The organism is Dokdonella fugitiva (assembly GCF_014138265.1).
GTDB lineage: Bacteria > Pseudomonadota > Gammaproteobacteria > Xanthomonadales > Rhodanobacteraceae > Dokdonella_A > Dokdonella_A fugitiva_A.
In genome coordinates this window covers 87734-103622 of record NZ_JACGXL010000007.1, presented here as the reverse complement: position 1 = coordinate 103622, position 15889 = coordinate 87734, and the positions used below count along the sequence as shown (strand labels likewise).

Annotated in this window: 12 protein-coding genes; 2 read left to right on the top strand and 10 right to left on the bottom strand. The window is 71.0% G+C overall.

What is annotated here, in order from left to right; genetic code table 11:
* Positions 1-56: 56 nt before the first annotated feature.
* Positions 57-2390: a winged helix-turn-helix domain-containing protein gene (locus FHW12_RS18615; RefSeq protein ID WP_182532565.1), complete on the bottom strand. Its 2334-nt coding sequence runs from the start codon at positions 2388-2390 to the stop codon at positions 57-59.
* 104 nt (positions 2391-2494) lie between these two features.
* On the opposite strand from FHW12_RS18615, the gene FHW12_RS18610 reads away from it, so the two are divergent.
* Positions 2495-3781, top strand: a complete 1287-nt coding sequence (locus tag FHW12_RS18610) for a choice-of-anchor Q domain-containing protein (RefSeq protein WP_182532564.1) — start codon at positions 2495-2497, stop codon at positions 3779-3781.
* Positions 3782-3831: 50 nt separating this feature from the next.
* Here FHW12_RS18610 and FHW12_RS18605 read toward each other — a convergent pair whose 3' ends face one another.
* The 7 genes from FHW12_RS18605 to gspF all read right to left on the bottom strand — a co-directional run bounded on the left by FHW12_RS18605 (position 3832) and on the right by gspF (position 10466).
* A complete protein-coding gene (locus FHW12_RS18605) occupies positions 3832-4104 on the bottom strand; it encodes a hypothetical protein (protein WP_182532563.1) in 273 nt (90 codons plus the stop codon).
* A 126-nt stretch (positions 4105-4230) separates the two neighbouring features.
* Positions 4231-5091 carry an RNA polymerase sigma factor RpoH gene (rpoH, locus tag FHW12_RS18600; RefSeq protein ID WP_182532562.1) on the bottom strand — a complete coding sequence of 287 codons (861 nt, stop codon included), beginning with the start codon at positions 5089-5091 and terminating at the stop codon, positions 4231-4233.
* 228 nt (positions 5092-5319) lie between these two features.
* Positions 5320-6042, bottom strand: coding sequence for a uracil-DNA glycosylase (gene ung / locus FHW12_RS18595; protein ID WP_182532561.1), 723 nt, complete (start codon positions 6040-6042; stop codon positions 5320-5322).
* Positions 6039-6893 carry a response regulator gene (locus FHW12_RS18590; RefSeq protein ID WP_182532560.1) on the bottom strand — a complete coding sequence of 285 codons (855 nt, stop codon included), beginning with the start codon at positions 6891-6893 and terminating at the stop codon, positions 6039-6041. The genes ung and FHW12_RS18590 overlap by 4 nt, the downstream gene beginning before the upstream one ends.
* Complete coding sequence (ftsX, locus tag FHW12_RS18585) at positions 6890-7885, bottom strand: permease-like cell division protein FtsX (RefSeq protein ID WP_182532559.1); 996 nt, start codon at positions 7883-7885, stop codon at positions 6890-6892. Before ftsX ends, FHW12_RS18590 begins: the two co-directional genes overlap by 4 nt.
* Positions 7882-8559 (bottom strand): cell division ATP-binding protein FtsE, encoded by a 678-nt coding sequence (ftsE, locus tag FHW12_RS18580; RefSeq protein WP_182532558.1) that lies wholly within the window; start codon positions 8557-8559, stop codon positions 7882-7884. The genes ftsX and ftsE overlap by 4 nt, the downstream gene beginning before the upstream one ends.
* A gap of 695 nt (positions 8560-9254) precedes the next feature.
* Positions 9255-10466 carry a type II secretion system inner membrane protein GspF gene (gene gspF, locus FHW12_RS18575; protein WP_182532557.1) on the bottom strand — a complete coding sequence of 404 codons (1212 nt, stop codon included), beginning with the start codon at positions 10464-10466 and terminating at the stop codon, positions 9255-9257.
* Positions 10467-10719: 253 nt separating this feature from the next.
* Between gspF and FHW12_RS18570 the strand changes: the two genes are divergently transcribed.
* Complete coding sequence (locus tag FHW12_RS18570; RefSeq protein WP_182532556.1) at positions 10720-12138, top strand: hypothetical protein; 1419 nt, start codon at positions 10720-10722, stop codon at positions 12136-12138.
* 191 nt (positions 12139-12329) lie between these two features.
* Here FHW12_RS18570 and gspE read toward each other — a convergent pair whose 3' ends face one another.
* Together gspE and gspD are read right to left on the bottom strand one after the other, a co-directional pair.
* Complete coding sequence (gene gspE / locus FHW12_RS18565; RefSeq protein ID WP_182532555.1) at positions 12330-13817, bottom strand: type II secretion system ATPase GspE; 1488 nt, start codon at positions 13815-13817, stop codon at positions 12330-12332.
* Positions 13814-15880: a type II secretion system secretin GspD gene (gene gspD / locus FHW12_RS21435; protein WP_259393159.1), complete on the bottom strand. Its 2067-nt coding sequence runs from the start codon at positions 15878-15880 to the stop codon at positions 13814-13816. Before gspD ends, gspE begins: the two co-directional genes overlap by 4 nt.
* Between the last annotated feature and the right edge of the window lie 9 nt (positions 15881-15889).

The following is a 15889-nucleotide window of genomic DNA, read 5'->3' as shown; positions in this document are numbered from 1 at the left end:
CTCCAAGCGCGTTCCAAGCGCATGACGAGCGCGTCCGTGGTGCATGACGAATGCATTCAGGGCGTGGCCGCAGGCTCCGGAGGAGCGAGCAGCGCGGCCGGGATCTCGCGTTCGCCGGCGAGCGCCTGCGCCTGGCGCAATGCGTTGAACCACGCCTCGCGCGGGCCGAGTTTGCGGAACAGCCGCAACTGCAGCAGCGCGCTGTCGAAGTCGCGCGCGGCCCACGGCGCGACGCGGCCGATCCCCGCGACCGCGGCGTCGCGCGCGCCGGCGTCGAGCAGGAACGGCCCCTGCACCGCCGCGACCGCGACGATCTCGGCGGGCACGCCGCGCCGGTCCGCGCTGGCCGCCGCGTGCTGCAGCCAGGCGCCCGCGCAACCGCCGTCGTGCAGGTGGATGCACCACTCGGCCATCGCGAGGGCGTCGTCGACCACGCCGGGCTCGGTCGCCGCGGTGACGGATGCTTCGCGTGAGCGATCGAGCAGTACGCGCGCCGCGTCGTCGCGGCCGAGCGCGAGCAAGGCGCGTTGCTGCACGCGCACGACCGCGCTGCGATCGCCGTCGGCACCCGATGCCGGCCACTCCGCGAGCGCCCCCGCGGCCGCTCGCGCCGCGTCGTCCCAGCGCTGCTCGCGCGCGGCGAGATCGGCTTCGAGCGCGCGCAGGCGTGCCTGCAGCACGCGGTTGCCCGACATCGCGATCGCCGCCGCCTGCTGCAGGGCGGCGCCGCCTTCGCGATAACGGCCCGCGCCGGCTTGCACCTGCGCGCGATTGAGCAGCAGGTCGACGCGCTGGTCGGGATCGGTGATGCGCTCGCGCAATGCCGATGCGCGCTCGACCGTCGCCCAGGCTTCGTCCCGCTGCAGCATCGCGAGCTGCGCCTCGACGATGCCGGTCAGGGTCAGCAGCAGTTCGTGCAGCGCGCCGTACGACTGGAAGCGGTCGGCCGCGCCGGGCAGGTAGTCGAGCGCGGTCGCGGGACGACCGCGGTACAGCTCGAGCATGCCGAGGTTCGCATCGACGCGCGTGACGCCGAGCGTGTCGCCGCCGCCTTCGAGGTCTACGCGCGCGGCGCCGAAGTCGGCGAGCGCTTCGTCGTAGCGATGCGCGGCGACGCGGCTGTTCGCGCGACCGAGCAGCGCCTGGCCACGCGCGAGCGAGCCGTGCGTGCCGAGCAGCGCGAGCGCGGCGTCGAAGTCGCGGCCGCCGTCGTCGAACGCGCCGCGGCGCACGCGCGTCGCGCCGCGCGCGATCAGCACGTCGGCGCGCAGGCGCGTGTCGGCGTGCGTCGCCGGCTGCGCGAGCACGTCGTCGAGCGCGGCCTCGGCGCGGTCGAGGCGGCCCGCGCGCAGGTCGACCTGGGCGAGCCGCCAGGCGAGCTGCGCCGGCTGCGCCGCGAGCTGCGGCGACGCACCGAGGATCTCGCGCGCGGTGTCGAGCTCGTTGGCGAGCATCGCTGCGCGCGCGCGCTGCAGCGTTTCGTCGAGCGCCGCATCGGATTCGCGCGCATTCGGCGGCGCGCGCCGGCCGAGTGCGGCGAGCAACAGGTCGCCCGCGCCGCGTGCGGCGTCGATCGCGTCGTGCGCGGCGAACGTGACCGGGATCGCGATGCCGTGCTCGGGCTCCGCCGCGAGATCGACGCGCCAGCCACCGGCGTCGTGGTGCGCGCGGCCGCGCACGAGGTAGCGCGCGCCGGTCGCGCCGCGCACGCCGGCTTCGGCAGGGTCCGTCGCCGGCGCGGCGAGCAGGCCGAGCACGTTCTCGCTCGGCGGCACCGCGAGGCCGGCCTGGCGCAGGCGCTCGGCGACGAGGTCCATCGCACCGAGGCGCACCCACGCGTCCTCGCGCAGGCCGTCGACCTGCAGCGGCAGCACGGCGAGCGTTTCGCTGCCCGCGATGCCGTGCGTCGCCACCGGCGGCGCGACACGCCGCGCGAGCAGCAGCGCGGCGACGAGCGCGAGCACGGCGAGGACGAGCGCGATGGCGACGACGATGCGTCGCGACCGCGGCTTCGATGCACCGCGCGCGGACGGCGCGGCAGCGTCGGTGCCCGCGTCGCGCGCGTCGGCTTCGATCTCGCCCGTGTCGGCGACCCAGCGATAGCCGTAGCCGGCGATCGTGCGGATCGTGTGCTGCACGTTGCCGTCGTCGCCGACCGCGCGGCGCGCGCGCAGCACGATCTGGCCGAGCTGCGCGTCGGAGACGTTGGAACGGCCGAACACCGCCGCGACGAGCTCGTCGCGGCCGACCGCCCGATCGCGATGCGCGAGCAGGTGTTCGATGCATTCGAACGTGCGGCGCGGCAAGGTCACGCGGCGCGCGCCGCGCCACAGCTCGCGCGCGGACGGCAGGAAGCGGTACTCGCCGAATTCGAAACCGGTCGCGGTCATCCGCCGAGGGTAACGCGCGTCGCGCGGGCTGACGAGGCGCGCGAATGTCCGTGTCTTCCGCCGGACGGCGTTCCCCGGGGCCTCGCTGTCACGAGAGGCGCGCCATGTCCCCCTGCACCCTCCGCCACGTCGCACGGCGGACCCTGCCGTCGATGCTGTTTCCCCTCGCCCTCGCGTCGATCGCGCCGGCCGACGCCGCGACGCGGACCTGGCCCGGCACGGCGCCGTGCGCGACCACGCTGCAGGCGTGCATTGCGGGCGCCGACGCCGGCGACGTCGTCGAGGTCGCGAGCGACGGGCCGATCAACGAATCGCTCGAGATCTTCGGCAAGAGCTTGACCTTGCGCGCCGCGGCGGGCTTCTCGCCGGTGCTGCAGGCGGGCCAGTCCACCGACGTCATCGACGCGTTCGGCGCGAACACGCAAGTTGCGATCGTGATCGAAGGCCTGACCGTCCGCGACGGCACGATCACGGCCTATCAGGGCGGCAGCGGCGCGTTCGGCGTGACGATCCGCAACAACGTCGTCGAAGCCGGCGGCCTCGACGCCAACTTCACCGCGATCCGCGTCACCACGTTCGGCGCCACGCCGACCGGGCCGGTGAACGTCGCCATCGTCGACAACGACATCCGCCTCGGCTTCCTCGGCGGTGACGACATCGGCGCGATCGGCATCGAGGACCTGCCCGGGCCGACGATCGCGACGATAGAACGCAACACGGTCGGCGACGGCGGGCCATCGAGCACGTACGGCGCGATCCGCGCGCGCAACGTCGCGGGCGTCGCCGACCTGCTGCTGCGGAACAATCGCATTGCCGCGGCGGGCTACAACGGCGGCATCGTGCTCGTGCAGGATGGCGCGGGCGGCACGCTCGATGCGCGCGTGCTCAACAATCTCGTGACCGGAGCGATCGACTTCACGGGCCCGCAGCCCGGCGGGGTCTCGCTGCTCGCGAGCGCGGGCACCCTGCACGCCGACGTGTTCGGCAACACGCTCGTCGGCAACGACACCGGTTTCATCGCGAGCAAGGGGGCAGGCGCGAGCCTGACCGGCACGCTCGCCAACACGCTCGTCGCGGACAACGCGTCACGCGGCGTCATCATCGGCGCCGCTGCGGGCGCGGATTTCGCCAACGAGCACGACCTCGTGTTCGGCAACGGCACCGACGACTTCACGCCGGGCACCGGCACCGTGCAGGCCGATCCGTCGTTCGTCGGCGCCGGCGATTTTCATCTGCGCAGCGATTCGCCTGCGCGAGACGCCGGCAACTCGGCGTTCACGACGGACATTCCCGTCGACCTCGACGGCGCGCAGCGCGTCGTCGGCGCGGCCGTCGACATCGGCGCGTGGGAGGTCGGCGACGCGATCTTTGCGAACGGCTTCGAGGCGTGACAGCGCGGCGACAGGCGTGACGATCGCGTGGCGAAGGCGACGCGACCGCGTCAATCCGCGAGGGTTTCGACCGAAAGCAGGCTGATCGCACCGTCGGAGCCACCGGCGACACAGGCTGAAATCGCGTCGGAGAACTCCTCGGCGAATGCCGCGCCGGTCGCGTCGTGGTCGTTGTCGCCGCGCAGGATCAGCCGCGTGCCGTCCCATTCGCAGGTGACGTCGCGGTGCCACGGCCGGTGCGTGAATTCCTCGGCGATGTCGGCCGCCGCGGCTGCACCGAGATCCAGCGGAATGCCGTCGCAGGCGAGGGTGATGCGGTACATGCTTGCCGATCCGTCGCGTTCCTGGCCGATCGGGGGATTATCGGCACGCGCACCGTCGCCGCAAGACGCAAAAAAAAAAGGCGGCCCGTGGGCCGCCCTTCTTCGATCACGCATCGTGTTCGATGCTCACGCCTCGAACAGGGCGCGCATCTTCTTCATCGCGTTCGCCTCGATCTGGCGGATGCGCTCGGCCGACACGCCGTACTGGTCGGCGAGTTCCTGCAGCGTCGCCTTCTCGCCGTCCTTGAGCCAGCGGCGCTGGATGATGTCGCGCGAACGCGCATCCAGGCGCAGCAGGCCGCGCTGCAAGGTGTCCAGGCTCGACTCTTCTTCCGACTCGCTCTCGACCAGGCCGTACGGATCGGCCGCATGGTCGATCAGGAACGCCGCCGGTGCGGGCTTTTCTTCCTCGTCGGCATCGACCGGCGCGTCGAATGCGACGTCGCGGCCGTTGAGGCGCGCTTCCATCTCCATGACGGTCGCCGCCGGCACGCCGAGTTCCTTCGCGACCGTGTTGACCTCTTCGGCGTTCATCCAGCCGAGGCGCTTCTTCGACTTGCGCAGGTTGAAGAACAGCTTGCGCTGCGCCTTCGTCGTCGCCACCTTGACGATGCGCCAGTTGCGCAGGATGAATTCGTGCATCTCGGCGCGGATCCAGTGCACCGCGAACGAGACCAGGCGCACGCCGTGGTCGGGGTCGAAGCGCTTCACCGCCTTCATGAGGCCGATGTTGCCTTCCTGGATGAGGTCGCCGACCTGCAGGCCGTAGCCCGAATAGCCGCGGGCGACATGCACGACGAAGCGCAGGTGCGACAGCACCATCCGCTTGGCGGCGTCGAGATCGTTGTTTTCATTGAAACGGCGCGCGAGGTCCTGCTCCTCGTCCTGACTCAGCATCGGGATCTGGTGGACCGCATTCACATACGCGTCGAGGCTTCCGACCGCACTCGGCACCGGGAATTGGCTGGCGACCAAGGTATTGCTCATTCGTCTGGACTCCTCACTGCTACCCACTTTAGCACTCGGTTCCTTGGAGTGCTAAGAACGGCCAGAGTTCCGGACTGGCGATCCCGCCGGCCCATTACTGAACTTGGCGGTATTGTACTAGGAAGTTTTCTAAATAGCGTTAGCGGCAGCGAAACAGTGTGTCCCGCACCGAAATGCTAACTCGCTGATTTTGCTAGGCCAGTGGCGAAGGTCATGCCCGCGGGCCGCTCACGCGGAGGGCATCGCCCCGGTTTCGAGCGCCGTGCGCTCCGGCAGGCGCCAGTCGATCGGGGCGTGTCCGCGCTGGCGCAGGTACACGTTCGCGCGCGAGAAATGGCCACAGCCGATGAAGCCGCGATGCGCCGACAGCGGCGACGGGTGCGGCGCCTTGAGCACGAGGTGGCGCTGGCGATCGATCAGGCCGCCCTTCTTCTGCGCATAGCTGCCCCAGAGCAGGAACACGAGGCCGTCACGCTCGCGGTTGAGCGCGTCGATACACAGATCAGTGAAGCCTTCCCAGCCCTTGTTCTGGTGCGAGCCGGCGAGGCCGCGCTCGACCGTGAGCACCGCGTTGAGCAGCAGCACGCCCTGCTTCGCCCACGGCACGAGGCAGCCATGGTCGGGCCGGGCGATGCCGAGGTCGCGCTGGATCTCCTTGAAGATGTTGTCGAGCGACGGCGGCGGCGGTACGCCGGGCGGCACCGAGAAGCACAGGCCGTGCGCCTGACCCGGGCCGTGGTACGGGTCCTGCCCGAGGATGACGACGCGGACTTGATCGAACGGCGTCGTGTCGAGTGCCGCGAAGATCAGCGGGCCGGGGGGATAGATGACCTTGCCCGCGCGCTTCTCCGCGCGCAGGAACTCCGACAGCGCGAGCATCGCGGGCTGCTCGAGCGCAGCGCCGACGCGCGCCTTCCACGACGGCTCCAGCCGGACGCGGTCCTCGCTCACGCCGACGCGCCCGCCTGTTCGCGCACGCGGCGCGCGACGCGCAACTGGAACTGCAGCTTGTTGACGAGCAGCCGCTCCTCGATCGGCTTGTGCACGAGGTCGTTCGCGCCCGCGCGCAGCAGGCCGGCCTGGTTCGCGGGGTTGTCGTCGCCGGTCATCACGAGCACGGGCAGCTCGCCCTTGGGATAGCCGAACTGGCCGCGGATGCGCTCGAGCAGGTCGCCGCCGCTGAGCTCGCCCTTGAGGTTGACGTCGGTGAGGACGAGGTCGGTGCCGGGACCCTTGCCCTGCGCGCGCGAGGTTTCGAGCAGGGCGAGCGCGTCCTCGACGCTGACGACGTGGGCGACCTTGAAGCCGCACTTCTCCATCATGCGCCGCGTCGCGAGCGCGACCACGCGGCTGTCCTCGACGTAGAGCACGTTGCCTTCGATCTGCTCGGCCGGCTTGACGTAGCCGCGGATGAACGCGGCGAGCGCGTCGAAGCCGAGCGCCTTGTCGAAGTAGTCGGTGACGTGGCTGGACAGCGTTCGCGCGACGAGGCGCTCCTGCACGTCACCGGAGACGACGATGACCGGGATGTAGGCCTGGTTGCCGCTCTCGCGCACGAGGCGCGCGAGTTCGAGCCCGTCCATGTCGGGCAGGCGCAGCGCGGTGGTGACGAGGTCGATCACGCCGTCGGCGAGATGGCGCTGCGCGTCGGCGCCGCTGCCGCAGCCGACCACGACCGCGTTCGGCAGCTCCGTCTTGAGCACGCGTTCGATCAGCTGGCGCACGACGCGCGAACCGTCGACGACGAGCACGCGCGGCTCGTCGCTGGAGATGTGCCGGGTCAGCGAAACGTCGCCGCTCATGCCGGACGCCCCGCGGCGAGGTGGCGCGCGGTCGCGATCCACGCACCGCACCAGCCGAGCAATGCGCTCGCTGCGGCCACCGCGGCGGCGACACCGGGGTCGAGCCCGTGCAGCGCGAAGCGGTTCGCGTAGCTCTCGACGAGGCGCGCGACCGGTTCGGCCAGCGCGACCTCGACCACGACCACGACGAGCAGCGCGAACACCGCACCGAGCAGGCCGTACCACAGACCCGCGTAGAGGAACGGCCGGCGCACGAAGCCGTTGCTCGCACCGATCATCTGCATCACCGAGATTTCCGCCGACCTCGCCTGGATATCCATGCGCACCGTATTGCCGATCACGAGCAGGGTCGCCAGCGCGAGCAGCACCGCGACCACCGCGACGACACGCTCGCCGAAATGCAGGATGCCGCCGAGCTTGCGCCGCCACGCCGCGTCATACTGCACCAGATCGACGCGCGTGTCCGCCTGCATCGCCGCAACGAGCGGCGGATCTTCGCTCGCGCCGGAGTCGCGCGGCGTGACGACGAGCACGCTCGGCAACGGGTTGGACTGCAGCGCGTCGAGCGCCTCGCCGAAGCCGGACAGGTCGCGGAACTCCGCCAGTCCCTGCTCGGGCGTGCGCAGCAGCACCGCGGCCACGTCGTCGCGCCGGCGCAGCTCGGCGGCGAACGCGTCGGCGTGCCGCGCGTCGAGCGCGGGCTTGAGGAACAGGGTGATCTCGCGCGCCTCGCGCAGGCCCCCGGACAGTTCGCGCGCGTTGTCGAACACGACCCAGAACAGCAGCGGCAGCGCGATCGCGAAACCGAGCACGAGCACGGTCAACAGGGTCGCCCACGGTCGCGCGGCGAGCCGGCCGAGGCTCGAGAAGAAGCTGAAGAAATGCTGGTCGCGCCAGGCGGCGAGGCGCTCGCCGACCGGAGCACGCGGCCCGCGCGGCTCGGCGCCCTTCTTCGCGGGCGGCGCCGTTCGCCGCTCGGCCTGCGCGCTCATGCGGCGCGCACCGGGCGGTAGTCGTCGACGAGACGACCGTGGTCGAGCACGAGCACGCGCTTGTGCATGCGCTTGAGCAGCAGCAAGTCGTGGCTCGCGATGAGTACGGTCGTGCCGACCGCACCGAACTCGGCGAACAGGTTCATGATCTCCAGCGACAGCTGCGGATCGAGGTTGCCGGTCGGCTCGTCGGCGATGATCAGCGGCGGCTTGGCGACGATCGCGCGCGCGATGCCGACGCGCTGCTGCTCGCCGGTCGACAGCGCGAGCGGCGACGCTTTCTCGCGCGCGAGCAGGCCGACCTTGTCGAGCGCCGCGCGCACGCGCTTGGCCGTCTCCGTGCGCGACGTGCCGGCGATCAGCAGCGGCAGCGCGACGTTGTCGAACACGCTGCGGTCGGTCAGCAGGCGATGGTCCTGGAACACCATGCCGATGCCGCGCCGGTGCTGCGGGATGCCGCGCCGGCGCACGCGCGCGAGTTCGCGCTGGTTGACCGTGACGTAGCCGCGCGTCGGCCGTTCGGCCAGGCTCACCAGTTTGAGCAACGTGCTCTTGCCCGCGCCGGAATGGCCGGTGACGAACGCCATCTCGCCGGCCTCGATCTCGAAGCTGACCTCGGCGAGCGCGTCGAGCCCGGTGAGGTAGCGCTTGCTGACGTTGTCGAAGCGGATCATGCGGCGCGGGGTGGACGGTGGAAGGACGTGAGGATCGTGGAAGTCCGGCGATGCGCGCAAGCATACAAGCCGCCGGCATCGCGATGGCCCGTGACGATCGCGGTTTCGCCGCCGTGCGTTCGCTCGACGCGCGCATGCCCGGCTCGCGGTGGTCGGCACCCTGCGCTTCGCGCGCGACATGCCGCCCGCGTCGTTCGACGCCCGGGACTTGCAGCACGCCGCCCGTTCCGTGGCGCGCGACGCTCGTCCCTCGGGGTTCGATGCCCGATCGTCCGGGCGCTCCGCCCGGCCCTCGGCCTTCTCCACTCGACGCGTGGAGCGCAACGCCCGGCGCTCCGAGCGATGGGCTCGATCGCCCGGGCACGACGCTCGATGCGTCGAGCGCAACGCCCGATCGGTGGAGCAACCCGCTCGACACCCGAGGAAAAACGCTCGGCCGGTGAAACCCATCGCTCGGCGGTCCGGGAAACGGGCTCGGCATGTCGAGCACGGCGCTCGATCGTCGGAGCATTCCGCTCGGCACGCCAGGCAAAACGCTCGAGGGGTGGCGCAGATTTGCCGGCATCCCGGGAACTAGGCTCGGCACGTCGAGCGCAACGCCCGATCCGCGACCCACTACGCCCCGCCCGCTGCCGACCGGCGCACGACCTCCCGCTTCCTCCGCCCGGCGACCCGCGCCGGCATGCGGCACGCCGTCACTTCACCATCTGGTTGAGGTTGAAGATCGGCAGCAGGATCGCGAGCACGATGAACAGCACGATCGCGCCGACCACGAGGATCACCGCGGGACCGAGCACCGCGGTCAGCGCGGTCAGCCAGCGGTCGAGTTCGCGCTGCTGCTGCGCGGCGGCTTCCTCGAGCATGCGCGGCAGCTCGCCCGAGCGTTCGCCGCTCGCGATCAGGCGCAACGCGACCGGCGGGAACTGGCCGCTCTCGCCGAGCGCGCGCGAAAACGCGCCGCCTTCGCGCACCTTGATCGCCGCGCGCTTCAACGCCTCGCGCATCGGCAGGTTCGACACGACCTGCGCGGCGATGCCGAGCGCATCGAGCAGCGGCACCGCACTGCCGGCGAGCAGCGCGAGCGTGCGCGTCGCGCGCGCGGTGTTGGCCGCGCGCACGAGCCGGCCGACCAGCGGCAGGCGCAACTGCCACGCGTGCCAGCGCGCGCGCGCGGACTCGCCGCGCAGCGCGACGCGACCGGCGACGACGAGGGCGAGCAGCACGAGCAGCACGAGCCAGCCCCACGCGCGCAGGAACGCCGACAGCGCGATCAGCACGCGCGTCGCGAGCGGCAGCGCCTGGTGCAGGTTCTGGAACACGCCGACGATCTGCGGCACGACCCAGGTGAGCAAGCCGGCGACGACCGCGAGCGCGACGAGCGTGAGCAGCAGAGGGTAGGCGAGCGCGGCGAGGATCTTCTGGCCGAGCGCGTCGCGCGCCTCGGCGTAGTCGGCGAGCTTCCCGAGCACGCCGTCGAGCCGACCCGACTGCTCGCCCGCGGCGACGCTCGCGCGGAAGATGTCGGGGAACGCGTCCGGGAACTCGGCCATCGCCTGGGCGAGGCTCGCGCCCTCCATCACGCGCGCGCGCAACGACATCGTGAGCGCGCGCTGGCGTTCGTTCTCGGCCTGCTCGGACAACGCACCGAGCGCCTCGTCGATCGGCAAGCCGGCGCCGATCAGGGTCGCGAGCTGGCGCGTGAGCAGCGCGAGCTGCGTCCCCGACAGCCCTCGCCGCAAGCGCATCGCGCCGTCGCCGGGCGCGCCCTCGCGCACCTCGTCGACGCTGAGCGGGTTGAGCCCGCGCTCGCGCAGCAGCCCGCGCACCGCGCGCGCGGTATCGCCCTGCAGCACGCCGCGCTGGGTCTTGCCGGCGGCGTCGAGCGCCTGGTACGCGAATGCGGGCATCGGGCTGCGGTTCCGTGTGACGACGAGCGAAATGATGCAGGTATGTAGGAGCGGCGCAAGCCGCGATGCTCTCTTCGGGGGATGCGGAAAAGCATCGCGGCCTGCGCCGCTCCGCAGAGAGTAAACCGACGGCGGCCGGTTAGGCGACCGGAGCTCCGCAGCGACCGCGTAACGCCACCGTCACGCCTTTCGCGCAGTCGCGCAACCGCGTTCTGCGCTACGCTGCCGATTCCACATGTTCCGGAGTGACGTGATGATCAAGAAGAACAAGAAGAAGCTCGTGACCGCAGCCGCCACCCTGCTGCTGGCGACGTCCGCCCACGCGATGCGCCTCGACGCCGGTGGCCACGGACAAGCGCTCTGGTTCCCCTACTACACCGTCAACGGCGGCCACGACACGTACTTCACGCTGGCGAGCACGTCGAAGGTCGGCACGGTCGCGAAGGTGCGCTTCCTCGACGCGCTGCACGGCCGCCCCGTGCTCGATCTCGACGTCTACCTCGCGCCGTACGACACCTGGACCGCCGCGATCTACCAGACCTCGCCGGATACTGCGCCCATGCTGCGCACCGCCGACCGCAGCTGCACGGTGCCGGCGATCCCGGCCGAGGGCGTGCGCTTCACGACCTCCGGCTACGACGGCACCGGCACGCTGCCGGCCAATGCGCCGCAAGGCATCGGCCGCACGCGCGAGGGCGCGATCGAGGTCATCGCCGGCGGCAGCATCACCGACGGTTCGCCGACCGCCATCGCGATCACGCCGGCGACGCCAGGTGCGGCGCCGCCGGGCTGCGCGAACCTGCCCGGCTCGCTCGCGAGCGACATCGGCGTGGCGTACAACGATCTGTCGGGGTCGGCCGCCGTCATCGACGTCGCCGGCGGCGAGTACTACGCCTACAACGCCGACGCGATCGCCGACTTCACCGACGTGGCGCTGATGCCCGCGAGCGGGCCACTGCTGCCTTCGCTCGCGCAGGCGAGCAAGACCGCCTACTACTTCTCCGAAAGCAGTGGCAGCTCGAACGGCGGCGCTCCGCAGACCGCGACGCTGCCGACGGGCATCGACGCCGTGACCGTGCTGTTCCTGTCCGACACGGTCGCCAACGACTACCTCGTCGACCCGGGCCTCGGCGCGACCACCGACTGGATCGTCAGCTACCCCACGCGGCGCTTCTACCTCGACCCGGCGTACGCGAATCTCGTCGCAGGCAGCGTCGGCGCCACCGTCACGAACGGTTCCTTCGATGTCGACCTGTTCGATCGCGAAGGTGCGGGCGTCCAGCCGGCCCCGCAGAGCCTGCGCACCAGCGTCTCGCTGCCGAACGACGCCGTGAACGTGTTGACGATCGCGCACGGCGCCGACGATGCGAGCCTGCTCGATTCGCAGTTCGCCACGCGCCTGCTGGTCGGCCCCGATGCGGGACTGCTGCGCCTGCGCACGGCGTTTCCGGGATTCACGGGGCCGTGGATGATGGTCGGTGATGCGCGCCGCATGTTCGGTTCCGCGGTATCGGGCTTCATGGCGTACAACATCGTCAACGCCGATGCGCTGCCCGGGCGACTGTCGAACTACGGCGCCACGTTCAACCATCGCCTGACGAAGTGCGATGGCCCGATGCCGCTGCCCGAGTCCTCCTGCCACCGCTGGGCGGAGCAACCGCAGCAGCCGTGATCCGACGGCGACGGTGGATCCGGCGCCGCGCGCCGTGATCCATCCCGCCGGCGCGGTCGGTCTTCGCTTGAAGTGAGCGCGAGCCACGTGTCGATCGCCCCGCCGCATGCGCGGCACGCTGTGCGACGACGCCGTCGTAGCGTGGTGGCCGCGATGCGCTTCGCGAGCTGCGGCGCGACCTGCGCCGCGCGTCATTCCTCGCGCGTCACGCGCAGCACTTCCTCGGTCGAGGTGATGCCGGCGACGCACTTGCGCCAGCCGTCCTCGAGGATCGACGCCGAACGCGTGCGCGCGTGGCGCTCGAGGTCGGCTTCGGACGCGCCTTCGTGCACGAGGCGGCGCAGCGCGTCGTCGAGCGCGACGAGTTCGTAGATGCCGGTGCGGCCCTTGTAGCCGCTCGCGCGACCCTGCGCGGCGAGGTCGGCGCGCGGGCGGTACAGGGTCGCCTGCAGGTCGGCCGGCTTGCCGAACGCGGCGAGTTCGGCCGGCGTCGCCGCGTACGCCTCGCGCGTCGCCGGATCGAGCACGCGCACGAGGCGCTGCGCGAGCACGCCGATCAGCGACGACGACAGCAGGAACGGTTCGACACCCATGTCGCGCAGACGCGTGACCGCGCCGATCGCCGAGTTCGTGTGCAGGGTCGACAGCACGAGGTGGCCGGTCAGCGACGCCTGCACCGCGACCTCGGCGGTTTCGAGGTCGCGGATCTCGCCGACCATGACGACGTCGGGGTCCTGGCGCAGGATCGCGCGCAGGCCGCGCGCGAACGTCATGTCGACGCGCGTGTTGACCTGGGTCTGACCGACGCCGTCGATGTAGTACTCGATCGGGTCCTCGACCGTCATGATGTTGCGCGACGCGTCGTTGAGCTTGAGCAGCGCGCCGTACAGCGTGGTCGTCTTGCCCGAGCCGGTCGGGCCGGTCACGAGCAGGATGCCGTGCGGGCGCGCGATGAGATCCTCGAGCTTCGCGCGCACGGCGTCGTCCATGCCGAGCTGGACGAGGTCGAGCTTGCCGGCCTGCTTGTCGAGCAGGCGCAGCACGACGCGCTCGCCGCGGCCGGCGGGAATGGTCGATACGCGGACATCGACGGGCCGGCCGGCGATGCGCAGGCCGATGCGGCCGTCCTGCGGCAGGCGCCGTTCGGCGATGTCGAGCTTGGCCATGACCTTGATGCGGCTGACGACGGCCGATGCGATAGCCTTCTGCGGGCTCAGCACCTCGCGCAGCACGCCGTCGATGCGGAAGCGCACGACGAGGCGGTTTTCGTACGGCTCGATGTGGATGTCCGACGCGCCTTCCTTGACCGCTTCGGTCAGCAGCGCGTTGATGAGGCGGATGATCGGCGCGTCGTCGTCGCTCTCGAGCAGGTCCTCCGGCTCGGGCAGTTCGTCGGCGAGTGCCTTGAGGTCCATGCGCTCGTCGAGGTCGGACACCATCGCGCGCGCATCGTCGCCCTGTTCGTACAGCTGGCGCAGCAGGCGCTCGAAGTCCTTCTCGGCGAACGTGGTGAAGTGCAGCGGCGCACGCAGGTGGCGGCGCAGTTCCGCCAGCGCGTCGTTGCGCACGCCGACGCGGCACGCGACCTCCGCGGCGCCGTCCTTCCAGCCGGTCAGCGCGACGCCGTGCCGGCGCGCGTAGCCGAACGAAGGCCGCGCCGGGCGCGCCGCTTCGCTCACGGCTTGCGCTCCGCGGGCGGCTGCGGATCGGCGAGGCCGGGGCGGCCGTCGAGGCTCGGGCTGGCGAGGAAGTCGTGCACCTCGGGCAGCATCGGGCGTTCCGAGCGCGGCGTGATCGGCCAGTCCTGCTGGCGCATCTGCAGCTGTTCGGTGCGCATGTAGTTGTACTTCTCGCTCGACACCGCCGCCTCGGTCACCGCGTCGCGCAGGATCTTCGGGTGCAGGAACACCATGAGGTCCTTCTTCGTGCGGTCGTTGGTGCGGTAGCGGAACAGGTTGCCGAGCAGCGGGATGTCGCCGAGCGCGGGCACCTTCTGCACGTTGTCCTTCGCCTCGTTGTCGATGAGGCCGCCGAGCACGAGCAGCGAATCGTCCTTGACCAGCACGCTGGTGGTGAGCTCGCGCTTGTTGGTGACGAGATCGACCGCGCCGCTCACGGTCGGCGCGATCGAGGACACTTCCTGGTGGATGTCCAGGCGCACCGCTTCGCCTTCGTTGATCTGCGGCTTCACCTTGAGCACGAGGCCGACGTCCTTGCGCTCGATCGTCTGGAACGGATTGGTGATGCCCGCGTTGGTCGTACCGGTGGTGGTCGCCTGCACCGCGTTGGTCGAGTACTGGCCGGTCAGGAACGGCACTTCCTGCGCGACCTTGATCTCCGCTTCCTGGTTGTCGAGCGTGAGCACCGACGGCGTCGACAGGATGTTCGACTTGCCGTCGCCGCGCAGCGCGGTGACGAGCGCGCCGAGCTGGAAGATCGTGTTGCGGCCGATCGTGACGCTGCCGTCGATGTAGCCGAGGTTGAGGCCGTTGCCGACGCCGAGCGGGTTCTGCGCGGCGGCGATGATGTTGTTGCCGGGCGAGGTGCCGGTGAAGTTGGTGCCGCCGATCACGTGCTGGCCGTCCTTGCCGAGCGGCATCTGCCACTGCACGCCGAGTTCGCTCGCGGTCTGGTCGGCGACCTCGGCGATGACCGCCTCGATCAGCACCTGGTTGCGGCGGATGTCGAGTTGGCGGATGACCTGGGCGAGCGAGCGGAAGATCGCCGGCGGCGCGCTGATGATCAGCGCGTTCGTCTCCGCGTGCGCCTGGATCGTCGCCGGCGACGCGCCCGCCGAGGAGGCGCCTTCGCCGGTCTTCGCCGCGGTCGGCGGCGCCATGCCGGTCAGCGTGGCCGCGACGCCCTGCAGGATCGGCACGAGGTCCTTCGCGGCGGCGTAGTGCAGGTAGATCACCTGCGTGTCGCCGCCGTTGTCGACCGGCGTGTCGAGGTGCGCGATGAGCGCGCGCATCTTGAGGCGACCGTTCTTCGCCCCGGCGAGCAGGATCGAATTGGTGCGCGTGTCGGCGAACACCCGCGCCGCCTCGCCGTTCGCCGCGGCGTTCTTGTCGTCGCCGAGCATGGTCAGCGTGCGCGCGAGTTCGGCCGCGTTGGCGTGGCGCAGCGGGATCATCTCGACTTCGGCGTCGGACACCGTGTCGATGCGCCGGATGATGTCGGCGAGGCGCTGCACGTTGCCGGCACGGTCGGACACGACCAGCGAATTGGAACTCGAATGCGCGACCAGCTGGCCGCCCTGCGGCATCAGCGGGCGCAGGATCGGCACGAGTTCGGCGGCCGAGACGTGCTTGACCGGCACGATCTCGGTGACGAGCTCGTCGGCCGCGCGCGTGCCGAGGCCGTTCACGCCGGTCGAGCCGTCCTGCTGCGCGATCGTTTCCGGCACGATCTTGATCATGCTGCCCGCGGGCACCGCGGCGAAGCCGTGCACGCGCAGCACCGACAGGAACACGTCGTAGATCTCGTCCGGCTTCATCGGCCGCGCCGACACCACCGTGACCTTGCCTTCGACGTTCGGCCCGACGATGAAGTTCTTGCCGGTGATCTCGCTGACCGTGGCGATGAGCGCCTGGATGTCGGCGTCCTTGAGGTTGAGCGTGTGGCGGCCGTCGGCGGTGGTGGTGTGGCCCGGCGCCTCCGCGGCCGCGCCCTGCACGGTCTGCGCGGAAGCGGACAGCGCGGCGAGGACGCCGGCGATCGCCGGCACGAGGAATCGACGCATCACGTGGGG

Excerpts from the sequence above, each read along its gene's own strand:
- FHW12_RS18615 (WP_182532565.1), bottom strand. The coding sequence starts at position 2,390 with ATGACCGCGACCGGTTTCGAATTCGGCGAGTACCGCTTCCTGCCGTCC.
- FHW12_RS18610 (WP_182532564.1), top strand. The coding sequence starts at position 2,495 with ATGTCCCCCTGCACCCTCCGCCACGTCGCACGGCGGACCCTGCCGTCG.
- FHW12_RS18605 (WP_182532563.1), bottom strand. The coding sequence starts at position 4,104 with ATGTACCGCATCACCCTCGCCTGCGACGGCATTCCGCTGGATCTCGGT.
- rpoH (WP_182532562.1), bottom strand. The coding sequence starts at position 5,091 with ATGAGCAATACCTTGGTCGCCAGCCAATTCCCGGTGCCGAGTGCGGTC.
- FHW12_RS18590 (WP_182532560.1), bottom strand. The coding sequence starts at position 6,893 with ATGAGCGGCGACGTTTCGCTGACCCGGCACATCTCCAGCGACGAGCCG.
- ftsX (WP_182532559.1), bottom strand. The coding sequence starts at position 7,885 with ATGAGCGCGCAGGCCGAGCGGCGAACGGCGCCGCCCGCGAAGAAGGGC.
- ftsE (WP_182532558.1), bottom strand. The coding sequence starts at position 8,559 with ATGATCCGCTTCGACAACGTCAGCAAGCGCTACCTCACCGGGCTCGAC.
- gspF (WP_182532557.1), bottom strand. The coding sequence starts at position 10,466 with ATGCCCGCATTCGCGTACCAGGCGCTCGACGCCGCCGGCAAGACCCAG.
- FHW12_RS18570 (WP_182532556.1), top strand. The coding sequence starts at position 10,720 with ATGATCAAGAAGAACAAGAAGAAGCTCGTGACCGCAGCCGCCACCCTG.
- gspD (WP_259393159.1), bottom strand. The coding sequence starts at position 15,880 with ATGCGTCGATTCCTCGTGCCGGCGATCGCCGGCGTCCTCGCCGCGCTG.